The sequence below is a fragment of the Pseudolabrys sp. FHR47 genome, from assembly GCF_005153485.1.
Lineage (GTDB): Bacteria > Pseudomonadota > Alphaproteobacteria > Rhizobiales > Xanthobacteraceae > Pseudolabrys.
In genome coordinates, this window is record NZ_CP039740.1 from 2,295,413 (window position 1) to 2,317,337 (window position 21,925).

Annotated in this window: 24 protein-coding genes; 13 read left to right on the plus strand and 11 right to left on the minus strand. The window is 62.2% G+C overall.

All coding sequences use genetic code 11. From position 1 onward, the window contains the following. The first annotated feature begins 1 nt into the window (after position 1). The 6 genes from E8Q40_RS11375 to E8Q40_RS11400 are packed head-to-tail and all read left to right on the plus strand — an operon-like array spanning position 2 to position 6,230. Positions 2 to 1,570, plus strand: a complete 1,569-nt coding sequence (locus tag E8Q40_RS11375; RefSeq protein WP_137044666.1) for an NADH-quinone oxidoreductase subunit M — start codon at positions 2 to 4, stop codon at positions 1,568 to 1,570. Further along, the gene (gene nuoN / locus E8Q40_RS11380; RefSeq protein ID WP_137044667.1) at positions 1,567 to 3,006 is read left to right on the plus strand and encodes an NADH-quinone oxidoreductase subunit NuoN; all 1,440 of its coding nucleotides are present in this window, start codon (positions 1,567 to 1,569) and stop codon (positions 3,004 to 3,006) included. The genes E8Q40_RS11375 and nuoN overlap by 4 nt, the downstream gene beginning before the upstream one ends. Positions 3,007 to 3,053: 47 nt before the next feature. Then, positions 3,054 to 3,809 carry a biotin--[acetyl-CoA-carboxylase] ligase gene (locus tag E8Q40_RS11385; RefSeq protein ID WP_137044668.1) on the plus strand — a complete coding sequence of 252 codons (756 nt, stop codon included), beginning with the start codon at positions 3,054 to 3,056 and terminating at the stop codon, positions 3,807 to 3,809. Next, entirely contained in the window at positions 3,806 to 5,494 is a 1,689-nt protein-coding gene (locus E8Q40_RS11390; RefSeq protein WP_137044669.1) for a ribonuclease J, read from the plus strand. Before E8Q40_RS11385 ends, E8Q40_RS11390 begins: the two co-directional genes overlap by 4 nt. Positions 5,495 to 5,525: 31 nt before the next feature. Then, entirely contained in the window at positions 5,526 to 5,930 is a 405-nt protein-coding gene (mce, locus tag E8Q40_RS11395; protein WP_137044670.1) for a methylmalonyl-CoA epimerase, read from the plus strand. A gap of 27 nt (positions 5,931 to 5,957) precedes the next feature. Beyond that, positions 5,958 to 6,230, plus strand: coding sequence for a DUF1467 family protein (locus tag E8Q40_RS11400; RefSeq protein ID WP_137044671.1), 273 nt, complete (start codon positions 5,958 to 5,960; stop codon positions 6,228 to 6,230). 247 nt (positions 6,231 to 6,477) lie between these two features. On the opposite strand, the gene copD is transcribed toward E8Q40_RS11400, so the two are convergent. From copD to E8Q40_RS11430, 6 genes are read right to left on the minus strand one after another with little or no spacing between them, the layout of a single operon-like run. Further along, positions 6,478 to 7,743, minus strand: a complete 1,266-nt coding sequence (gene copD, locus E8Q40_RS11405; protein ID WP_137044672.1) for a copper homeostasis membrane protein CopD — start codon at positions 7,741 to 7,743, stop codon at positions 6,478 to 6,480. A 13-nt stretch (positions 7,744 to 7,756) separates the two neighbouring features. Then, positions 7,757 to 8,116 (minus strand): copper homeostasis periplasmic binding protein CopC, encoded by a 360-nt coding sequence (copC, locus tag E8Q40_RS11410; RefSeq protein ID WP_137044673.1) that lies wholly within the window; start codon positions 8,114 to 8,116, stop codon positions 7,757 to 7,759. A 2-nt stretch (positions 8,117 to 8,118) separates the two neighbouring features. Continuing rightward, on the minus strand, positions 8,119 to 8,661 hold the full coding sequence (locus E8Q40_RS11415; protein WP_137044674.1) for a YcnI family protein: 543 nt from the start codon (positions 8,659 to 8,661) through the stop codon (positions 8,119 to 8,121). Positions 8,662 to 8,675: 14 nt separating this feature from the next. Next, positions 8,676 to 9,131 carry a copper uptake system-associated protein gene (locus E8Q40_RS11420; RefSeq protein ID WP_137044675.1) on the minus strand — a complete coding sequence of 152 codons (456 nt, stop codon included), beginning with the start codon at positions 9,129 to 9,131 and terminating at the stop codon, positions 8,676 to 8,678. 8 nt (positions 9,132 to 9,139) lie between these two features. Then, positions 9,140 to 11,191: a TonB-dependent receptor domain-containing protein gene (locus E8Q40_RS11425; RefSeq protein ID WP_137044676.1), complete on the minus strand. Its 2,052-nt coding sequence runs from the start codon at positions 11,189 to 11,191 to the stop codon at positions 9,140 to 9,142. Positions 11,192 to 11,246: 55 nt separating this feature from the next. Continuing rightward, positions 11,247 to 11,633: a DUF2946 family protein gene (locus E8Q40_RS11430; RefSeq protein WP_168197808.1), complete on the minus strand. Its 387-nt coding sequence runs from the start codon at positions 11,631 to 11,633 to the stop codon at positions 11,247 to 11,249. Positions 11,634 to 11,861: 228 nt separating this feature from the next. Between E8Q40_RS11430 and E8Q40_RS11435 the strand changes: the two genes are divergently transcribed. The 4 genes from E8Q40_RS11435 to E8Q40_RS11450 all read left to right on the plus strand — a co-directional run bounded on the left by E8Q40_RS11435 (position 11,862) and on the right by E8Q40_RS11450 (position 17,029). After that, positions 11,862 to 13,454, plus strand: coding sequence for an asparagine synthetase B (locus E8Q40_RS11435; protein ID WP_137044678.1), 1,593 nt, complete (start codon positions 11,862 to 11,864; stop codon positions 13,452 to 13,454). An 84-nt stretch (positions 13,455 to 13,538) separates the two neighbouring features. Beyond that, complete coding sequence (proS, locus tag E8Q40_RS11440; RefSeq protein WP_137044679.1) at positions 13,539 to 14,861, plus strand: proline--tRNA ligase; 1,323 nt, start codon at positions 13,539 to 13,541, stop codon at positions 14,859 to 14,861. A 172-nt stretch (positions 14,862 to 15,033) separates the two neighbouring features. After that, the gene (locus E8Q40_RS11445; RefSeq protein WP_137044680.1) at positions 15,034 to 16,302 is read left to right on the plus strand and encodes a lipoprotein-releasing ABC transporter permease subunit; all 1,269 of its coding nucleotides are present in this window, start codon (positions 15,034 to 15,036) and stop codon (positions 16,300 to 16,302) included. Then, positions 16,295 to 17,029, plus strand: coding sequence for an ABC transporter ATP-binding protein (locus E8Q40_RS11450; protein ID WP_137044681.1), 735 nt, complete (start codon positions 16,295 to 16,297; stop codon positions 17,027 to 17,029). Before E8Q40_RS11445 ends, E8Q40_RS11450 begins: the two co-directional genes overlap by 8 nt. Positions 17,030 to 17,089: 60 nt before the next feature. Here E8Q40_RS11450 and E8Q40_RS11455 read toward each other — a convergent pair whose 3' ends face one another. Next, positions 17,090 to 17,254 (minus strand): Flp family type IVb pilin, encoded by a 165-nt coding sequence (locus E8Q40_RS11455; RefSeq protein ID WP_137044682.1) that lies wholly within the window; start codon positions 17,252 to 17,254, stop codon positions 17,090 to 17,092. Between the two features lie 251 nt (positions 17,255 to 17,505). Between E8Q40_RS11455 and E8Q40_RS11460 the strand changes: the two genes are divergently transcribed. After that, entirely contained in the window at positions 17,506 to 17,739 is a 234-nt protein-coding gene (locus E8Q40_RS11460; protein ID WP_137044683.1) for a hypothetical protein, read from the plus strand. Further along, on the plus strand, positions 17,739 to 17,942 hold the full coding sequence (locus E8Q40_RS11465) for a histone H1 (protein ID WP_137044684.1): 204 nt from the start codon (positions 17,739 to 17,741) through the stop codon (positions 17,940 to 17,942). Before E8Q40_RS11460 ends, E8Q40_RS11465 begins: the two co-directional genes overlap by 1 nt. Here E8Q40_RS11465 and E8Q40_RS11470 read toward each other — a convergent pair. From E8Q40_RS11470 to E8Q40_RS11480, 3 genes are read right to left on the minus strand one after another with little or no spacing between them, the layout of a single operon-like run. Next, positions 17,939 to 18,433, minus strand: a complete 495-nt coding sequence (locus tag E8Q40_RS11470) for a hypothetical protein (RefSeq protein ID WP_137044685.1) — start codon at positions 18,431 to 18,433, stop codon at positions 17,939 to 17,941. The two genes, E8Q40_RS11465 and E8Q40_RS11470, sit on opposite strands and share 4 nt — an antisense overlap. An 11-nt stretch (positions 18,434 to 18,444) precedes the next feature. Then, on the minus strand, positions 18,445 to 19,587 hold the full coding sequence (locus tag E8Q40_RS11475; protein ID WP_137044686.1) for a HigA family addiction module antitoxin: 1,143 nt from the start codon (positions 19,585 to 19,587) through the stop codon (positions 18,445 to 18,447). After that, entirely contained in the window at positions 19,587 to 19,883 is a 297-nt protein-coding gene (locus tag E8Q40_RS11480; RefSeq protein WP_137044687.1) for a type II toxin-antitoxin system RelE/ParE family toxin, read from the minus strand. The genes E8Q40_RS11475 and E8Q40_RS11480 overlap by 1 nt, the downstream gene beginning before the upstream one ends. A gap of 107 nt (positions 19,884 to 19,990) precedes the next feature. Between E8Q40_RS11480 and E8Q40_RS11485 the strand changes: the two genes are divergently transcribed. Continuing rightward, positions 19,991 to 21,028: a DDE-type integrase/transposase/recombinase gene (locus E8Q40_RS11485; protein WP_137044688.1), complete on the plus strand. Its 1,038-nt coding sequence runs from the start codon at positions 19,991 to 19,993 to the stop codon at positions 21,026 to 21,028. Here the strand turns inward: E8Q40_RS11485 and E8Q40_RS11490 are convergent. Then, positions 20,998 to 21,627, minus strand: a complete 630-nt coding sequence (locus E8Q40_RS11490) for a hypothetical protein (protein ID WP_137044689.1) — start codon at positions 21,625 to 21,627, stop codon at positions 20,998 to 21,000. The genes E8Q40_RS11485 and E8Q40_RS11490 overlap by 31 nt on opposite strands. Positions 21,628 to 21,925 lie beyond the last annotated feature (298 nt).

Here is a 21,925-nt window from a genome sequence, read left to right on the forward strand (position 1 = left end):
GATGTCGTGGCCCGTCCTCTCCGTCGTCACCTTCCTGCCGATCCTCGGCGCGCTGCTCGTGCTGATCATGGCGCGCGGCAACGGCCCGATCGCCAAAGGTACCGCGCGCTGGATCGCGCTGTGGACCACGTCGATCACTTTTGCCGTGTCACTGGTGCTGGTGCGCGGCTTCGATCCGTCCTCGTCGGAATTCCAGTTCACCGAGAAGCACGACTGGCTCGGTGTTGCGTCCTATCACATGGGCGTCGACGGCATTTCGCTGCCCTTCGTGATCCTCACCACGGCGCTGATGCCGATCTGCATTCTGGCGAGCTGGACCTCGGTGCAGCGCCGCGTGAAGGAATACATGATCGCCTTCCTGGTGCTGGAAGCGCTGATGATCGGCACCTTCGCCGCGCTCGATCTGGTGCTGTTCTATCTGTTCTTCGAAGGCGGCCTGATCCCGATGTTCCTGATCATCGGCATCTGGGGCGGTCCGCGCCGCGTTTATGCGAGCTTCAAGTTCTTCCTCTACACCTTCGCCGGCTCGGTGCTGATGCTGCTCGCCATCATGGCGATGTACTGGCAGGCGGGCACGACCGATATCCCGGCGTTGTTGCGCCACGGCTTCCCGGCGGGGCTGCAATACTGGGCCTGGCTGGCCTTCTTTGCCTCTTTCGCGGTGAAGATGCCGATGTGGCCGGTCCATACGTGGTTGCCGGATGCGCACGTCGAGGCGCCGACCGCGGGCTCGGTCGTCCTGGCCGCGATCATGCTGAAGATGGGCGGCTACGGCTTCCTGCGCTTCTCGCTGCCGATGTTTCCGATCGCGTCCGAGTACTTCGCACCGCTGGTCTGGACCATGTCGGTGATCGCCATCGTCTACACCTCGCTGGTGGCGCTGATGCAGGAGGATATCAAGAAGCTGATCGCTTACTCCTCCGTCGCGCACATGGGCTACGTCACCATGGGCATCTTCGCCGCCAACCAGCAGGGCGTCGCCGGCGCGGTGTTCCAGATGATCTCGCACGGCATCGTCTCCGGCGCGCTGTTCCTCTGCGTCGGCGTCATCTACGACCGCATGCACACCCGCGAGATCGCCTTCTACGGCGGCTTGGCGCATCGTATGCCGGTGTTTGCCTTCGTCTTCATGGTCTTCACCATGGCCAATGTCGGTCTGCCGGGCACGTCGGGCTTCATCGGCGAATTCCTGACCCTGATCGGCACCTTCAAGGCCAACATCCCGGTCGCGACCTTCGCCACCATCGGCGTCATCTTGTCGGCGGCCTATGCGCTGTGGCTGTATCGCAAGGTGACTTTCGGCACGCTCAAGCCGGCGGTCGAAGGCATCAAGGATATGGGGCTCCGCGAAGCCTTTATCTTCGCGCCGCTGGTCATTCTGACCATCCTGTTCGGCGTCGCGCCAAAGCCCGTGATCGACATGTCGTCGGCTTCGATTGCGCATCTGCTCGACGGCTATGGCAAGGCGGTGAAGACGGCCAAAGAAGAGGGCACCAAGAACACCAAGGCGGCGGCCACGTCCGATCCGCGTCTTGAGGCCAGCGTTACCCCGGTGAGCGCCACGCGATGAATACCTTGACCTCGATAAACGCGCTGCAGCCGATTTTCCCGGAGATCGTGCTCGCGATCGGCGCCATGGCGCTGCTGATGCTCGCGGTGTTTGCCGGCGAGCGTTCGGCGCGCTTCGTCAACACCTTGTGCATCCTGCTGCTGATCGGCATCGGCGCTTTGATCGTCTGGCTGCCGGCCGGCCGTGTGACGATGTTCGGCGGCAGCTTCGTCATCGACGACTTCGCGCGCTTCCTAAAGCTGCTCACACTTGCCGGTTCCGCCGGCACGCTGATCCTGTCGCTGGATTATCTGACCAAAGAGAACCTGCAGAAGGCCGAATACGGCGTGCTGGTGCTGCTGGCCACGCTCGGCATGATGGTGCTGATCTCGGCCAACGACCTGATCGCGCTCTATCTCGGCCTCGAGCTGATGAGCCTGCCGCTCTACGTCATCGCCTCATCGAACCGCGACAGCGCCAAGTCGACCGAGGCTGGCCTGAAGTATTTCGTGCTCGGCGCGTTGTCGTCCGGCATGTTGCTCTATGGCGCCTCGCTGATCTACGGCTTCACCGGCACCGTGAACTTCGCCGGCATTGCCAAAGCCGCGCAGGGCGGAGCGGGCACGGGGCTGATCTTCGGCATCGTGTTTCTGTTCGCCGGCTTCTGCTTCAAGATTTCTGCCGTGCCGTTCCACATGTGGACGCCGGACGTCTATGAAGGCGCGCCGACCCCGGTCACGGCGTTTTTCGCTGCCGCGCCGAAGGTGGCCGGCATCGCCATCTTCGTGCGTGCCACCATCGTCGCGTTTCCGGGCGTCACGCATTCCTGGCAGCAGATCGTGGTCTTCGTCGCCATCGCCTCGATGGCACTCGGCGCTTTTGCCGCCATCGGCCAGAAGAACATCAAGCGCCTGATGGCCTATTCATCGATCGGCCATATGGGGTTCGCGCTGGTCGGTCTCGCCGCCGGCACCGCCGAAGGCGTGCAAGGTGTGCTCATCTACATGGCGATCTATGTTGGTATGACGCTCGGCACCTTCGCCTGCATCCTGGCGATGCGCCGCGACGGCGTCGCGGTCGAGAACATCAGCGATCTCGCCGGCCTGTCGCGCACCAAGCCGACCATGGCCTTCATGTTCGCGATGCTGCTGTTCTCGCTGGCCGGCGTGCCGCCGCTCGCCGGCTTCTTCGGCAAATTCTACGTTTTCCTAGCCGCCGTGAATGCCGGGCTGTTCACGCTCGCCGTGCTCGGCGTGCTGTCGAGCGTCGTGGGCGCGTTTTACTATCTCGCCATCGTCAAGGTGATGTATTTCGACCAGCCCGCGCCGGCGTTTCAGCGCATGCCGGCTCTGCTCGGCCTGGTGCTCGCCGTGTTCGGCACGCTCAACATCGTCTTCTTCCTGTATCCGGGCCCGCTGGTCGGCGCGGCCACGGCGGCGGCGAAGTCGCTCTTTTAGGAGACGTCTGAGGCGCGCGCGATCGCGCGCCGGCGTGTCCTTTCGAAATGAACCGCGAAGCCACGGACCTGGCGGGGGTCCGGCACATAGCTTTTGACAGTCTCGGCTCCACCAATGCCGAAGCGCTGGCGCGTGCGCGTGCCGGCGAACGCGGCCCGTTATGGATCACCGCGGCGGTGCAGGAGACTGGCCGCGGCCGCCGCGGCCGGGAATGGGCTTCGCCCGCCGGCAATCTCTATGCCTCGCTGCTTCTGACCGATCCTGCGCCGCAGGCGGTCGCTTCCCAGCTTTCCTTCGTCGCGGCGCTGGCGCTGCATGACGCGGTGGCCGAAGGTGCGTCGCAGCTCGGGCCGCTGCTCAAGGTCAAATGGCCGAACGACCTGTTGCTCGGCGGCGCCAAGATCGCTGGCATCCTGATCGAGGCCGAGAGCGGGCCGCCTTTCGCGACCGTCATCGGCATGGGCGTCAATTGCGCCAGCCATCCGGCGGACACGGCCTATCCGGCGACCGATCTGGCGACCGCCGGAGCCAATGTGACGTCGGAAGCGCTGCTGCGCGGGCTGGCGCGTGCGATACAGACGCGCCTTGCGCAATGGGATCGCGGGCAGGGCTTTGCCGCCATCCGCTCAGCCTGGCTCAGGCGCGCCGCCGGGCTCGGGCAGGATATCCGCGTGCGCCTGCCGGAACGCGAGTTCTCGGGAATTTTCGACGGCCTCGATGAGACAGGCCGCCTTCTGGTGCGCGGCGAGGATGGCGTCACCGCCGTCACCGCCGGCGAAGTATTTGGATTTGGAGCAGCATGAATACTCAACGACAAGACAATTCAAAAACCGATTTGGTCTACGCGCCGCTCGGCGGCGTCGGCGAAATCGGCATGAACCTGTCGGTCTACGGCCTCGGCAACGATCACAAACGGTCGTGGCTGGCGGTCGATCTCGGCGTGTCCTTTGCGCAGGAAGAACACCTGCCCGGCGTCGACCTGATCCTGCCGGATATCGGGTACCTGGTGTCCGAGCGAAAAAATCTCGCCGGCATTGTCATCACGCATGCGCATGAGGATCACTTCGGCGCGCTGCTCGATCTGTGGCCGAAGCTGAAGGTGCCGGTCTACGCCACGCCGTTCACCGCGGCGCTGCTGGAGAGCAAACGCGCCGGCGAGGCGGGTGTGCCCGAGATTCCGGTAACCATCGTCCGTCCCGGCAGCCGCTTCAATGTCGGCGCCTTCGACGTCGAGATGGTGGCGATGGCGCACTCCATTCCAGAGGCGACCGCGCTCATCATTCGCACGCCGGCCGGCACCGTGCTGCACACCGGCGATTGGAAGATCGACAAGACGCCGATGCTGGGGTCCGGCACCGACGAGGCCAAACTGCGCGCCCTTGGCGAGGAGGGATGCCTCGCCGTGGTCGGCGATTCCACCAATGCGGTGCGCGACGGCATTTCGCCGTCGGAGGCCGACGTCGAGAAGACCATTGCGGGCCTGATCCGGAATGCCAAGGGCCGCGTCGCCGTGACCACTTTTGCCTCGAACGTCGAGCGGCTGCGTAGCGTGGCGCTGGCGGCGCAGGAATGCGGCCGCGACGTCGTGGTGGTCGGCCGCGCCATGGACCGTGTCGTCGCCATATCGCGCGAGCTCGGCCTACTCGATGGCGTCAAGCCGTTCCGCTCGGTGGATGCCTATGGCTACCTGCCGCCGGACAAGGTGGTGGCGCTGTGCACCGGCAGCCAGGGCGAGTCGCGCGCGGCGTTGGCGCGTATCGCCGAAGACCAGCATCCCGACGTGACCTTGTCGCGCGGCGACACTGTGATCTTCTCGGCGCGCACCATTCCAGGCAACGAGAAGGAAGTTGGCCGCATCGTCAACGGCCTGATCGACCAGGGCATAGAAGTCATCACCGACCGCACCCACATGGTCCACGTGTCGGGCCATCCGCGCCGCGGCGAGGTCGAGCAGCTCCTGTCCTGGGTCAAGCCGAAGATCCTGATCCCGGTGCATGGCGAGGCGTTGCATCTGTCCGAGCACGCCAAGCTCGGCCGCGCCATGGGGATTCCCGAAGTGGTCCAATGCCGTAACGGCGATCTGGTCCGGCTGGTCGAGGGCAAGGCCGCCATCATCGACGAAGTGCCGGCCGGCCGCACCTACAAGGATGGCTATTTATTGGTCCAGGCCGATGCGCGCACGGTCGCCGACCGCAAGCGGCTCGCTTTCGGCGGCGCCGTTTCGGTGGCGCTGGCGGTCACCGAGCGCGGCGAACTCGCCGCTGATCCGGAATTCGACATGATCGGCATTCCGGAACGCGACGCCGGTGGCGAACTGATCCAGGACGCCGTGCTGGAGGCGATCGAGTCGACCTGCGAGACCTTGCCGCGCAAGCGCCGCGGTGACCCGGATGCCCTGGCGGAGGCCGTGCGCCGCGCCGTGCGCGCGGCGGTGTCGCAGCGCTGGGGCAAGAAGCCCATGTGCCACGTGCATGTGCTCGTCGTATGATGAGAACGGAAATGAAAGGTAGGGGAGTTCAATGATCGGTCGTCTCAATCACGTCGCCATCGCCGTGCGCGATATCGCCAAGGCTTCAGCGGTCTATCGCGACACGCTCGGCGCCGATGTCACCGACAAGGTGGCGCAGCCGGACCATGGCGTCTTCACCGTGTTCATCAGTCTGCCGAACACCAAGATCGAACTGCTCGAGCCGATGAGCGAGACGTCGCCGATCGCCAAGTTCCTCGACAAGAATCCGGACGGCGGCATCCATCATGTTTGCTACGAGGTCGACGACATCATCGCCGCGCGCGACAAGCTCAAGAGCCAGGGCGCGCGCGTACTCGGCGACGGCGAGCCGAAGATTGGTGCTCATGGCAAGCCGGTGCTGTTCCTGCATCCGAAGGATTTCTGCGGCACCCTGGTCGAACTCGAGCAGGCTTGAGAACCGTCATCAGTTCAAGGACCGGTCATGACCGTCACCACCATCATCGCGATCTACGTCCTCGTCTGGTGGGTGACGTTCTTCGCCGTGCTGCCGTTCGGCGTGCGCAGCCAACATGAGAGCGGCGATTTCGCCCCCGGCACCGATCCCGGTGCGCCGGCGATCCATCGCGTCTGGATCAAGGCGTTCTATACGACCATCATCTCGGCGGCGATCTTCGCGGCGATGTATTTTGCGTATATCTACGACCTGCTGCCGCTCGAATTCCTCAAGCGCATTTCGCAGCCGCCGGTGTCCTGACGCACGGCGTTTCGCTCCGGCGCCGGGCAAAAAAAAGAGCAGGGCGCTTTGCCCTGCTCGTCGTTGTATCTGTCTCTCAGCCCCGAGCCTTTTGCGGCTTTTTGATCGGGACGGCTGCGATTTCCGCGCCGGAGACTTTCCTCCCAAGACTTGGACCGTCTGACTTGCACCGCTTGTCGGAACGCCGATCTTTGCGCCGGTTATCCTCTTCGCGGTGTTTGAATGCTAGTCGAAGGAATCAGGTGTGTCACCAGCAATCGTTGCTGCACTGCGCCAATACGACCGAACCCTCGAGGGTGAATGCCTTACCGGATTGTTCGATTGCTATACGTGCGGTCCACGCGCCGCCGGATTGTATACGCAAGGTGTCGATAACCCAGGTTCCCTCGGCCGTGGATACGGCATCGAGAGTTAAGGCAGCAACGCCTTTCGCTGCCGGTTCGAGGGTGAGAACGACGCGATCTGCCGCAAACAGCCTGTAATCTTCGTGCCATAGCTGGATCGTCGCCCTCGTGGTGCCGGCACGGCCAGGATCGATGATGAGGTCCGCCATGGCTTGGGATGTGTGGATATGGACATAGGCTGCCTCGCGATTGATCGCCGCCGAAGATGTGTGCACGTGCGCGGCGGGCGGCTGGGTACCGAGCAGCCCGACGAGCAGGAGGATGCCGAGGCCGAGGGCTGCCTCCGCCAGCGTCGTTCCGGCCAGCGCGGCGAGGGCGCCGGGCCTGGGCAAGGCCGGCGTCAGCCGGAACCGGTTGACCGCCGCCAGCCCCAGCATGGCGGCGAACAGCCCGATTTTCACGGCTAGCGCCCGGCCATAGGTCGTGGTGAGAGCCTCGGCGGGCCATCCGACCAGGATCGCCGTATTGACGATGCCGCTGGCGAGCAGGGCCGCCACGGCGATCAGGGCAAATGTTCCGAAGCGCCGCGTAACCGCCGCCGCGAGGTCGGCCTGTGCGGGTTCCGTCCGGCTCCGCCATAGCAGCCGCGCCAGCGCGGGAAGGGCGCCGAGCCAGACTCCGGCGGCGACGAGATGAACTACATCGGAAGCTAAGTGAAAAAGGCCGGTTGCCCCGGTCCCGGCCCCGGCATGGCCGGTCAGCGCGATGGACGCCACAAGCGCTGCGGTCGCGCCCAAGGCGGGCCAGCCAGGCCCCCGCCACAGCAGTAGGGCGCCTGCCGCCAGAAAGAGGGCCAGCCGCAAGCAGGCGATGCGGCCGAAGCGCGTGTCCAGCGCGACCGTGGCGAGGCCGCCATCGTCGAACACCTCGGCGGTGGGGACGTCGAGGATGTTGCTCGCGACGAGGGCCAGCCAGGCCGCGCCGGACACGACGGCCACTGCGAGCGAGGCCAGGGCGAGCCCGCGGCAGTGGCCATTGAAACCCGCGCCGCCGGTCGGCCCGCCGCGCCCGGCCGCGCGCACCAGCAGCGCGACGACGAGCGTGCCCATGGCCACCGTGCAGGCGGCAAAGTGCACGGCGCGAACGATGACCAGCGGGTCGAGCAGCACGCGCGGCGCCTCGTTACGGCGCGACGGTGAAGCTGAAGCTGCCCTGCGTTCGATGCGTATCGACCGACAGGATCTTCCACGTCACTTTGTAGACGCCGGGCAGCAGCGGCTTCACCTTGATCTTGAGGTTGGCCTTGTTGTCCGCCGCGACCTCGGCCTTGCCGATCTGCATAGCCGTGCCTTTGGCGTCTTGCACAACGATCGAAGAGAACTTCGCCTCGATCGCTTCAGTGAACCACAGCGACACTTCCTTCGGCGCTGCGACAGTCGAACCAACCGCCGGCTGTGCGTGATCGAGATGGCCATGCGCCAGCGCCGCCATCGGCGCCAGCGCGAGGGCCATCAGAAGCCCTGTTATGAAGAACCGTTTCATGTTCAATGCGCCTTCGTTGCCGCCGGCAACAACTTCAGGGCCGGCGCCGGCTCGCCATGTCCGCTGCCCGTCTTGGGCGTCGAGGGCGTCTCGATCCAGCGATGCTCGCCCTTCTCGCAGGTCTGCACGACCGGGAAGTAGAGAGTCGTGTTCGGCGCCAGTTCGCCGGCGACGAAGGCCTGCATCGCAAACTCGTCGTAATAGGCATCGGGAATATTGCCGCCTGACCAGGTCACCTCTTTGGGCCCCTGGGTCAGCTTGGCGCCGTGCAGGTAGCTGTAGGGCTTCGCGTAGTCGCCGCGCCTCACCTCGAGCGTCCAGCCCGGCTTCATCATCGGTTTCACCGCGATGATGCCCTCGGGAATCTGCACGGAGACCTTCACGGTCGCCGAACCGTCGCAGCCATGCGGCACGCCGAGTACCGCCTTGTAGAATGAGCCGACCGGTACTTCTTTCCGTTCCAGCGTGATGTGAGCGAGCGCTTGGCTGGCGCCGATGGCCGCGAGCAGCGCGGAGGCGAGCATGATCGATGCGGTCCTGTTCATGGTCGTTGTCCTTTTCAGTGTTTCGGGTGCGGTTGAGGGTGGGAATGATCTTCCATGGAGACGAGCCCTTCGAAGCGCGAGAACATCGCGACGCGCGCAGGCGGCGTCTGACGTTCCGCGTCTCGGGTCGCGGCGGCGAGTTGTTTGGCGGAGGTCTCGGTGAGGCCGGCGTGGCGCAGGGCGTTCGGGTCGAGCAGTTGATCGCCGGCACAGAGAACGATCGCCCAGGCGCCATTCTTGAGCCGCAGCAGCGCGCGTCCGCCCATGTCGCCTTGCGTCCAGCCGGCGACCGCATGGTCGCCGACGACGGCGACCGGATCGACGACAAGGCGCTGCTCGGGCTTGTCGAATGCCGCCACTAATGCGTGACGGATGGCACCCGCCTGAGGTGGCTCATACCATTCCGCCCATGCCGTCGCCGCTGTCGGGACGACAGCGGCGACGATCATCGTCGTGCGCAGGAGGTTCATGGCGCCTCCTACAGTTTCAGCCGCAGGCCAGCATAGACAGCACGGCCATTGCCGGGGCTGTAGAGGCGCGACGCCGCGGTCGCTCGATCAATGATGCTGACCGCCGAGATGTAGTTCTCGTCGGTCAGATTGCGGCCTTCGACATAGGCGCTGTAGGTCTTGGTGTCATAGGCGGCCCGCAGACCCCACAAGAGGTAGGAGGCCGTCGTCGTCGTATTGGCGCTGTCGACATAGTACTCGTTCGGCGCCCATTCGATGTTGGGCCCGAAGGAGAAGCCCGACGGATGCTTGTAGAGCACTTCGGCGCGGACATATTGCGGCGGCGCCCCCGGCAGCTTGTTGTTGCCGAACGTCGCGTCGCCATCGTAACGGAAATCGTTGAGCGTATAGGCGACATTCAGCCAGATGCGGTCGGGATCGGGCCCGGGCGACCACAATGACTTCAGCAGGCTCACGCCGAAGCCGATTTCCAGACCCTGGTGAACGGTGCGATCGGCATTGGTGATGTTGCAGGTGCCGAACGAGTTCGAATAGCAGAGCAACTCGTTCTTGATCGCGGAGCGATAGGCGGTGAGATCCCAGGTGTAGTCGGGCCGCCGGCCGCGGGTGCCGATCTCATAGGTCGTCGCCGTCTGAGCACTGATGCTGTAGAACGGCACGGTCGATCCGGTGCCTTCACCGAAACTCGGCGCTTCGCCGCTGCGCGAGACGTTGCCGTAGACCTGCCAGGTCGGATCGACGTCCCACAGCACACCGGCCTTCGGGCTCAGGATCGAATAGGTGGCACGGCCGTTGACGTCGCCCGACGTCGTGTAGATCACTTCCTGCTCGCGGACCGCATAGAGATATTGCAGGCCGCCGACCAGCGCGACCGTCGGCAGGACGTAGAACGAGTTCTCAAGGTAAGCCGAGTAGTTCTCCGGCTTCTGCACCACCGAGCGGGTCAGCGCGCCCTTGTTGCCGCCGGAATTGACGTACTGCAGGGCGTCGATCTTGCCGTTGAGCATGTTGACGCCGGCGACGAGTCGATTGCGGTACCCGCCGATTTCGCCGTCATTGACGATGCGTCCGAAGGCGCCGTAGTCCTTGTAGCGGTAGTCGAGCCACTGGTAGATCGGATGCATCAGATGGCGGTCGACGCCGAACAGGCCGACATCGACGGTCGCGTTGCCGATACGGAAGGTCGTCTTGCTGGCGATACGTCCGGTATCGATATTGCGCTGCTGGTCGTTGGTGACGTTGTCGCTCCAGGCCGTTTTGGGACTGGTCAGGGCCACGCTCTTGGTCAGGTCGCCCGGGATGCGCTGCCGGATGTGATTGAAGTTGAGATACAGCCGCGTCTCGATGTTTTCGTTGAAACGGTAGCCGAAGTTGGTGCTGAGACGCTGGCCCTTGCCGTCGCTATGGTCGCGATAGCCCTGGTTGGTGAAGTTCGACCCGGTGATGAAATAGTCGAACGGCCCGAACGCCTTGCCGGAGCTGACCGCCTGACGGAAATAGCCGAAGCCGCCGCCGTCGAGCCGGCCTTCGAAGGTCGGGGCGTCACGGCCGGTCGGCGTCACGAAATTGATGGCGCCGCCGAGCGAATTGGCGCCGTAACGCAGCGCGTTCGAGCCCTTGAATACCTCGGTGTAGCGATAGGCGGAGGGGTCGATCTCCTGGAAATCGCCGTAACCGTCCGAGGTATTGATCGGGATGCCGTCGAGATAAAGCTGCGTGCTGCGCAGATGGAAGTTGCGCGACAGGCCGGAGCCGCGGATCGACAAACGGGTATCGTCGCCCCATTTCGGTTGCGCCCAGACGCCGGGCGTCCAGTCGACGACGTCCTTGATGGTCTGTGCCGGCGCGTTCTTGAATTGAGTGTCGGGAATGACCTCGACCGCGCCCGGCGTTTGCCGGAGTTCGCGTTCCGCGCCGGCAGTGCCGGGAGACACCAGCGACGTGTTGCCGTCGCCCTGGACGACGACTTGAGGCAGTTGAACGGTAGATTGAGCATAAGCGGGAGAAGCCAGCGCGATCGCACATAGCGATACGCAGCCGAGCAGGCGGCTGGTGGGCATAATTCAGGTCCTTTTTCACAAACGACGAGCGTGCGACGAAACCGTCGCGTGACGTTCAGACGTTGCGAGACGGAGGACCGCGGGCGAGGCTGGGGGAGGAATCGACGCTCGTCGTATGCGCGGCGTCGGATGGGTGCAGAACGCGCAGCAGGCGGCCGGGCGCGAGAATGCCGGCCAGCACGCTGTCGACGTCGTGTGAGGATGCCGTCGTCGCGCTGCACAGGCTGCAGTGATCGCAGGCCTTGCTCGGCTTGGCCGGCTGTCCGTCCTGCACCTGTGCGGCCGTCTGGTCGGCGGTTTGCGCGATGCTGTGGCAGATGGCGGAGAGGGGATCGAACGATCCGACAGCTGGCACGGGAGCCAATGCGGCCACGAGAATCGTGTTCAGCGCGATGACGTACATCGCGAGAACCGATATCCACTGACGCCAGCCCAGACGCATCCCGATACTCCCGGGCATTCACGTACCATTAACTTTTGGCCGGTGCCAGCCCTTCGAGCGCCGCATGGCCGCGGAAGATGTGCGATTGCACCGGCAAAATCGCATGGGTCTGGTGTTTAATCAGCGGTTAACCGCAGGGTCGCTATCGTAAACACATCCTAAACGGCGCCCCGACTCAGGACCTTCCGAGTCAACGAGGCGCCCAGGGCGATAACGGGGACGTGGCGGATGTGCGGATTTGCGGTCGCGATCGGTTGGGCCGATGCCGAACTCACCGTCGCGCGCCTGATCGACGGCATCCTGCACCGCGGCGACATCACCGATCCGTTGTTCACGCCGTTCCCGAACGTCGCGATGTGCACACGGCGCCTGCGCATCGTCGATGCCGAGCACGGCACCCAGCCGCAGATTTCGTTCTTCGGAAGGCTGGCCGTTTCTTACAACGGCGAGATCTACAATCACGTCGAACTGCGTCGGGAGATGGAAGAACTCGGCGTGACGTTCCGCACCCATTCCGACACCGAAGTGCTGGCCAATGCGCTGCAGGTCTGGGGCCATCGCGCGCTCGAACGTCTCAACGGCATGTATGCCTTCGTCGCCGTTGATCTTTCGAGCGGCGAATTCCTGGCCGCGCGCGATCCGTTCGGCGTCAAGCCGCTCTATGTGATGCAGCAGGGCGCGAGCTTTCTGTTCTGCTCGGAGATGAAGCCGCTGCTCGATGTCGTTCCGGTCGGTGATGTGATGCTGTTGCCGCCGGGCTATGCGATGTCGAAGAAGGCGGTGGCGCGCTATCGCTCGCCGATCTGGCCGCGCGTCGATGTGCCGATCGAAAGCTCGGCGCGGATGCTCGACGATATCCTGCGCGGCGCGGTCGAACGACGTCTGCCGCCGAACCTGCCGGTTGCGACCTGGTTCTCGGGCGGCATCGATTCAACTTTGGTCGCGCATTATGCGCGGCAATTCCGTCCCGAAGCGCCCGGCTATTTCGTTGGCGGGCCGAATGCGCCGGATTATCGTTTCGCGCAGGCCTATGCCGAGAAGACCGGCTACGACCTGCGGCTCGTGGCCTTCGATACGCAGAGCGCGGAAGCTTTCGCCGCGATCGACGATGTCGTCACCGCCACCGAATCCTTCGAGCCGAACCTGGTGCGCAGCGCGCTGGCGTCGCTGGAAGCCAGCAAGGCCATGCACCGCGACGGATTCCGCGTCGGTCTGTGCGGCGAGGGCGCCGACGAACTGTTCTGCGGCTATGCCCCGCTCGAGATCGCGTTCCACGAGGCGCCGGCCGAAGGCGCCTTCTGCCGGGACGAATGTCTGTCGCTGATGCATCGCGTCAGCCTGCAGCGCGTCGATCGCTGCTCGATGCGGTACTCGCTGGAGATGCGCGAGCCGTTCCTTGACCCTAATGTGGTCAACTACGCGCTTGGCCTTTCGCCGGAGGCGCTGGTCCGTTCCGTCGATGGGCTACCGACCGGCAAGATGCCGCTGCGCGAACTTTATGATCTTTATCCGGACCAGTTGCCGACGGTCATCCGCGACCGCGCCAAGGTTGCCTTCGGTGAGGGCGCCGGCCTCGACCCCGGACGGGACGGGTGGATGAGCCGCTTCGAGGACGTCTATTCGGACCGGGACCTGCACGAAGGCCAGCAGGAATTCGCGGCCTTCAAGGTGCAGTCCAAGGAGGAGCTCTATTACCTGCGGCGGCTCGCCGCGGTGATCGATGTCGCCCGCGTGCCGCACCTGACCGACCGGGCCTGGATTTCCTTCCCGGTGGTCCAGCACCTCGAAAAGCTCAAGGCCTACGCGCATTTCAGCCTCTAGGCCCAAGCGGGGCCTTGTCTTTTCAGCGCCGATCCGCTTTCACTTTCCTCCCTGAATTCCCTCGAAAAGCCGGCTCCGACACCCATGCGCCTGTCCCGCTATTTCCTGCCTACGCTCCGCGAACCGCCCCGCGAGGCCGAGATCGTCTCGCACCGCCTGATGCTGCGCGCCGGCATGATGCGCCAGGAAGCGGCCGGCATTTATGCCTTCCTGCCGCTGGGCCTCAAAGTGCTGCGCAAGATCGAGCAGATCGTGCGCGAGGAGCAGAACCGTTCCGGCGCCATTGAGCTTCTGATGCCGACCGTTCAGTCGGCCGATTTGTGGCGCGAGAGCGGCCGCTACGACGCCTACGGCAAGGAGATGCTGCGGATCCAAGACCGGCACGAGCGCGAGATGCTCTACGGTCCGACCAACGAGGAAATGATCACGGAGATTTTCCGCGCCTCGGTGCGTTCCTACAAAGACTTGCCGCTCAACCTCTACCACATCCAGTGGAAGTTTCGTGACGAGGTGCGCCCGCGCTTCGGCCTGATGCGAGGCCGTGAATTCCTGATGAAGGACGCCTACTCGTTCGACGTCGACGAGGCCGGCGCGCGGCACTCCTATAACAAGATGTTTGTCGCCTATTTGCGCACCTTCAAGCGCCTCGGTCTGACTTCGATCCCGATGCGCGCCGACACCGGCCCGATCGGCGGCAACCTGTCCCACGAATTCATCGTGCTGGCCGACACGGGCGAGTCCCAGGTGTTCTGTCACAAGGACTACCTCGATATGGCGGTGCCGGACGAGAAGGTGAATTTCGACGACATTCCCGGCCTGCAAAAGACCGTCGATCGGTGGACCTCGCTCTATGCGGCGACCGAAGACATGCATGAGGCCGACAAGTTCGCCGCGGTGCCGGCCGATGCCCAGGTGTCGGCGCGGGGCATCGAGGTCGGCCACATCTTCTATTTCGGCACCAAATATTCAGCTCCGATGAAGGCCGTGGTCGCCACTGCGGACGGCAAGGAAGTGCCCGTCCACATGGGCTCCTACGGCATCGGCCCATCGCGTTTGGTCGCGGCGATCATCGAGGCCTCGCATGACGAAGCCGGCATCGTCTGGCCGGAGCCGGTGGCGCCGTTCAAGGTCGCGCTCCTCAACCTCAAGCAGGGCGATGCCGCGACCGACGGCGCCTGCGACCAGCTTTACGCCGAACTCACCGCCAAGGGCGTCGATGTCCTTTACAACGACCTCGACGAGCGCGCCGGGGCCAAGTTCGCCAATGCCGATCTCATCGGCCTGCCGTGGCAGGTGATGGTCGGACCTCGTGGCCTGGCAGAGGGCAAGGTCGAGGTAAAAAACCGCAAGACCGGCGAGAAAGAGCAGATGTCGCCGGCCGCCGCGGTGGATTTGCTGGGGCGCTAACTGTTCCCTGCCGTCATGGCCGGGCATAGCCGTCCGGAGGATGGCGGCGCTTTCGCTCGCCTGTGTCCCGGCATGACGAGATTGAGAATAAACCTGTGGCCGCGCTTGGCTTTTTCACCCACGAAACCGCCCGAATCGTGTGAAAACCCAGACCCTATGGGGTTCCTCACCAATGCCTGAGCCGAGCGGCACGCGGCCTTTCTCCCAGTACGAATGGATGCTGTCGCTGCGCTATCTGCGCGCGCGCCGCAAAGAAGGATTCATCTCGGTCATTGCCGGGTTTTCCTTCCTCGGCATCATGCTGGGCGTCGCCACCCTCATCATCGTCATGGCGGTGATGAACGGCTTTCGCGCCGAACTGCTCGACAAGATCCTCGGCCTCAACGGCCACCTTCTGGTGCAGCCGCTGGAAAAGCCGCTGACCGACTGGGACGAGGTCGCCGCCCGCATTTCCAAGGCGCAGGGCGTCAGGCTCGCCGCGCCGATCGTCGAGGGCCAGGCTTTGGCGTCCTCGCCGTTCAATGCCGGCGGCGTGCTGGTGCGCGGCATCCGTCTCAAGGACATGGAAGGCCTGCCGTCCATCGTCAACAACATCAAGCAGGGTTCGCTCGGCGGCTTCGACGAAGGGCAGGGCGTTGCCATCGGCCGGCGCCTCGCCGATCAGCTCTCGCTGCGAGCCGGCGACAACATCACTTTGGTGGCGCCGCGCGGGGCGGTGACACCGATGGGCACGACGCCGCGCATCAAGGTCTACAAGATCGCTGCTGTGTTCGAGATCGGCATGTCGGAATATGACAGCGCCATGGTCTTCATGCCGCTCAAGGAAGCGCAGGCCTATTTCAACCGCGCCGGCGACGTCACCGCTATCGAGGTCTATACCGACAATCCCGACCGTGTGGACGTCTACCGCAAGGCGGTGCAGGAGGCGGCGCAGCGGCCGATCTTCATCATCGACTGGCGCCAGCGCAATGCCACGTTCTTCAACGCGCTGCAGGTCGAGCGCAACGTCATGTTCCTGATCCTGACGCTGATCGTGCTGGTGGCGGCGCTCAATATCGTCTCCGGCCTGATCATGCTGGTGAAGGACAAGGGCCAGGACATCGCCATTCTGCGCACCATGGGCGCGACGCAGGGTGCCATCATGCGCGTGTTCCTGATCACCGGCGCGGCGATCGGCGTGGTCGGCACCATTGTCGGCTTCCTGCTCGGTGTCGTGGTCTGCCTCAATATCGAGAGCATCCGTCGCTTCCTGTCGTGGCTGACCAACACCGAACTGTTCTCGCCCGAGCTCTATTTCCTGTCGCATCTGCCGGCGCGCATGGATACCGGCGAGACCGTGGCCGTTGTCCTCATGGCGCTGATCCTGTCGCTTCTCGCCACCCTGTATCCGTCCTGGCGCGCCGCGCGCCTCGATCCGGTGGAGGCGCTGCGTTATGAGTGAGGTCATCGTCGAAACGCAGGTCGAGATCGAACAGCAGGAGACGCAGGATTATCCGATCCTGTTCCTGCATCAGGTTGAGCGTCACTACAGCCAGGGCGAGACGACCCTGGACATCCTGCGTGGCGCGGAACTGGCGGTGTGGCCGGGACAGTCGGTAGCGCTGGTGGCGCCGTCGGGGGCCGGCAAATCGACGCTGTTGCATCTGGCCGGATTGCTCGAGCATCCCGACCATGGCGACGTCTATATCGGCGGCAAGGCGACCGCGAACCTGCCGGATGCCGAGCGCACGCGCATTCGCCGGACCGAGATCGGTTTCGTCTACCAGTCGCACCATCTGCTGCCGGAATTCACGGCGCTGGAAAACGTGGTTCTGCCGCAGCTCATTCGCGGCTTGGGGCGCAGCGAGGCGAAGACGCGGGCGGTCGAATTGCTGAGCTATCTCGGCCTGAAGGCGCGCCTGAACCACCGCCCGGCTGAACTGTCCGGCGGCGAACAGCAGCGCGTCGCCATCGCCCGCGCCGTTGCGAATGCGCCGCGCATCCTGCTTGCCGACGAGCCGACCGGCAATCTCGACACCAAGACTGCCGAGCACGTCTTCGCCGCGTTCACGCAGCTCGTGCGCGCTTCGGGGCTGGCCACCATCATCGCCACCCACAACATGGACATCGCCGCCCGCATGGACCGGCGCGTGACTATCCGTGACGGGCTCGTGGTGGAGATGGACTGAAACGAAGAAACCACCCCGGGCGGGGTGGTTTCGATTGTCGTGCTCGCGCTCGACCGCGGTTTATTTCAGCTGAGTCGAGATCGAGGTGAAGGCCGTATTCAGCTGCGTGCCAATGGTGTTGATCATCGCGATGATCGCAACCGCGATGCCGGCGGCGATGAGGCCGTATTCGATGGCCGTGGCGCCACTCTCGTCTCTGGCGAAGGCCATGAGCTTGTTGAACATACGCATTTACTCCAGACAGTGCCAAACCCGCCCTGTTCAACGGGTGAGGACAACCTAGAGCTGCGGGTTAAAGGGAGCGTTAATTCGCGCGAATAAAATTGTGACACAATCTGCGCGGGTTCCATCACCGCTTGGTCAGAGATCGGGAAGGCGGCAAATTTCCCGCTTGGGTAGTGGGTCAGTTTGAATAAGGCATTTTGCCGGGCTGGCCTGAGGCCGAATTCGAGGCCATATTGGCGTTGGAGGTCGTCATGAAGGTGTACGTATTTAATTCTACAATTAGTTCAAAGGTTTACGGTTTTACGGGCGATGCTTCGGGCGCAAATCTGCCTACTGAGCAGGGTCCGTGGAAACCGTTCAAATCCTTGGAAATGAATCCCGGCGAAACTGCCCGAGTGGGCGTCAATACGGATGCAGTACTAATGGGCATCCACGACAAAGGGTATTACTTGACCGCCGCTGAAATCAAATTCGAGGGGGGCTAATGACCAAGCGCCCCCGCGACCCTAACCAGCTAGCCAAAGCCATCGTCGGCATTGCCACGGGGGAGGTCGAGGACCGGCCGCCGGTCGCCGCCAAGGTGAAGGCGGGAAAAAAAGGCGGCAAAGCACGGTCGCGCGTCCTCACGCCTCAGCAGCGCTCAGAAATCGCACAGGCGGGCGCGGACGCGCGGTGGAAGAAACGCTAGGCCGCTTCGTCGTCGTCTTTTTCCGACGACGTTGCTTCCGCAATGCGGCGCTCCGCTACGTCATCGACAAAGTCGAGGTGGAAGCTTAGCTGATCCTCTGGGAAGACCTTGTTCATGTGCTCCACGTCGCACACGGCACGATAGACATCGTTGGCAATTCCATCGCGGCGCTGCCTGATTGCCTTTTGTCGCAGGTTGCTGGTTCCGCCGCTGTCCGTGTCAAACCAAAGCGGGATCTGAACCCCGTTTTCAATAATCTTCACGCACTGTTTCGCACGATAGCTAAACCCGCCGTCATCACGACGGATCGCAGTTCGAAGTGCGCTGGTTACCTGCTTTCGCAAAAGCTTGCGGAGGTCTTGGGGGCGAGGGGCAAGCTTATTGTTTTCGAGTGCCCAAGCCAAAAAATCGTCGGGATTAATAGCGTCTGCACCTGTCGCCTGTTCAAACTCATCCCAAGCGCGGAGAACCTGTTCATCGAAGTTTGCCATTGGTCTGTTCCCTATAATCCGGTGGGGCATACGCGGCCCCATCCATCAACAAATTTCCAATCGAATAGATACTCACGGATGCTGGTCTGATATTTCCGGAGCCAGCCATAGTTCTTTCTACGGTGCTGAATTTGACCGATGACTATAGTCGGGTGAATGCCAAGGCGTCCTGAAAAGGCAATGACGTCTTGCTCAGAGATGAATTTGCCCTTTCTAATAAGGAAGGACTCAAGCTGGTGCTGAGGAATGCAAAATTCCGTTGCAGCCTTGTCAGCTATAATTTCCTCTTCGGGTCTGTTTTCTAAATCGACATCCGGCCCAATTTCATCTACCGGAGAAAATGTTTCTTCGCGCCCGTCGCCGCGCAAAACATGTTCAATCTCGTGGCGCAGAACGAATGCAAAATTATCAAGACGATCCAGCCTTGTGGTCATGCCGATTGCAGGTTGTCCATCAATCCAGACGCACACGCCGTCTATTTTGGACCCCGGCAATGACTCCACAAGTGCAAAGCGAACGCCGCAACGGCGCAACAATTCAGGAATCTGCGAAAGGTCATCTTTATCCAAAAGATGCGAACGGATGATGGGCAGATGGTCCCGCAGCTTCTCTTCGGAGAAAAGCGGAGCATCTATCATCTCGGCTATCTTCATTACGCGGTGCAGCCACGTATACTGTAGTTCTGTTGTCTGCGAATAGTCGCTGCCTTTTCTGGCAGCGTGCGCGCCAACCTTTCCATGTCCAATGAACGGGATGTCCTCCACTCGGTTCTTTCCAAAGAACCGCAGCATTTGAGCATCAAGCAAACTTGGTTCGGTTTCTTCGATCCACCCGCGCTTTATCATTTCGCGAACGGGAAAGTGAGCAAGCCATGACGCACGCGTCCGAACGCCCGGGTCAACAGGCTTCACCTGATTGAGGTCGTACATCTTCTGCAAGTTCGCGAAAAAGTCAGCGGGCATGTCAAAAGCCGCGCCCAGTCGCGCAGCAAGGTCAGGGGTAATGCTGGTCTTGCCGGTCAGCAGGGGGTTCAACTGTTGCGGAGACATTCCAAGGATGTAAGCGAGGTCTGCCTGCTGCCATCCACGGGCAGTCAACTCCTCGACGATGAACGTCCCGGGATGCTCCACAGGGGCAGGTTTCGGATTGCTCATCAGTGGTAGTCCTCAATCGCTATAATCGTGGCCGTCTGGGGATTCGTTGTTTCGTCCAACGTAAAAACCATACGGAACTGGTCGTTCAGCCGGATTGACCTCTGTCCGTCCCGCGCGCCCTTGAGGCGCTCGTAATGGAGGCTTTTCCAGGTACGCAACGCGCGGTCGTCCGGCGCGGCTCGTAAAACAGTCAATTTCCGACGCGCGGACCTTATTACCGCCACCGGGAAACGGGTTTTTCCCGCTTCATCGGTCTCGATAAGGCTCAAATCAGGGGTCGAAAACAGCACATCCATCCCGCCTTATTGCATTGATTCACATAGCATTCAACACCGATAAAGGCAATGGCTTAAACTGACCCATATGCTTGACAGAAGGCGATTTGTGCAGTAGGTTCCCCAGCATGAACAAGCTGGACCCGAAGACCCGCGCTCAAATCCTGACCCTGCTCTGCGAGGGAATGGCCATCCGCGCCATTACGCGGGTCACCGGGGCGAGCAAAAACACCGTGGCGAAGCTACTGGCGGACGTGGGGCAGGCCTGCGCCGCCTACCATGACCAACACGTCCGGGGCTTGACCTCGCAACGTATCCAGATGGATGAAATCTGGTCGTTTGTTTACGCCAAGAATGACAACGTGAAGCGCGCCAAGTCCGCCCCGGCGGATGCCGGTGACGTCTGGACGTGGACCGCGATCGACGCGGACAGCAAGCTTCTGGTTTCATGGCTTGTGGGCGACCGTACAACGTACAGCGCGCTGCGTTTCGTGGATGACCTAAAGTCGCGCCTCGCGAACCGCGTCCAGCTTACCAGCGACGGCCACAGGCCTTATTTGCAGGCCGTGGATACCGTGTTCGGCGCTGACGTTGATTACGCGATGCTCAACAAGATTTACGGCGCTGCCCCGAGCGGCGAGCGTCGCTACAGCCCGGCGGTTTGCATCGGCGCTCAGAAAAAGCGCGTCACCGGCAACCCGGACGTGAGGCACGTCAGCACGTCATATGCGGAACGCCAGAATCTGACGATGCGGATGCATATGCGTCGCTTCACGCGGCTGACCAATGCATTTTCAAAGAAGATCGAAAACCACACTGCGGCGGTCGCACTGCACACGATGTATTACAACTTCGTCCGCATTCATCAGACATTGAAGATAAGCCCGGCCATGGCCGCTGGCGTCACGGATCGCCTTTGGGATGTTTCGGACATCGTAGCGGTTCTGGAAGCTTGGGAAGCCGAGCGCGTAACTGAACCGACGTTCGACGTTGAAGCCAACAAGATCGGCGAGGGGCATTTCGTCCGCGTCACATTTCGGAGCGGCGAAACCGAAGCGGTCTATGGGTTTGCAGACAAGGCGGCAGCAATCAAATGGATCAGGTGCGAGGCGGTCGTTTGGCTTTGGCAGCAACGTCAGGAGTCTTTTAAGAAGTTCGGCGTGTAGTTGTGAATGGATGCAAACTCTTTCAAGTGTGATCGCGTGACCACAGTATCGAGATTCGGATTCTTCTTAAGCATGTCATATTGGATATGTTTCGACATTGGACCTGAATAGTGAGGTTCAAATTTCAACTCTCCTTTTTGAATTGCCGAAGAGAGAGCGTAGTACCAAGCAGTCACATTTTTTGACATGGAAATTCCCGGTTCTTCATCAGACCATAGGAATGCGGCTTGTTTCAATGAAAGTCGATCGACGTGGCTCCATGCGCCGTAATTCGGCGTTCTGGCAGATGCCAATCGAGATTCAGTTTTCAGGGTGTGAATTTCAAATGCGGTCGCCGCACTGAGGTCCGCATACATCTGGGCTTGCGTTTCGATTATGCTCCAAATGAACAGAACTAAAGCCGCAAGAAACGGAGCAAGCGCTAACCAGAAATATCCAGATGCGCTTGATGTCATCGTTGACAAGTCTCCTCGCAGTCCCGCCACAATGACCGTTCCCAAGGCGGTGAGCACCGCTGCGAGCGTCTTCTTGTTCCAGCCGAAGGAACTAATGGTCTCGCGACCTGCAGTTTTGAGGACTTTCTGCCAGTAATAGGACATACGGAACTGTCCCATCGCCTCCGGCGGCTGCCAAGGGGCGGAGGGCCGAATCCCGATAACTGTCTGTTAATCTTCGCCCGCTCCGGGCTGCCTTTTTTCAAACTGACCCACTACCCCCGCTTGACGTTAGAACAGAAAGTGAACTATGTTCTCTCTACGTTCTTGTGGAGGGTCACATGTTCAAGATCGTCGTTCAGGAAGCCGCCACGCTTGCCGCCCTGTCGCTGTTCGTCGGCATGGTCGCGATCTGGTCCCAGGTCATCGGGAATCTCTGAAAGATCGGTTGCCTGTACCGGTC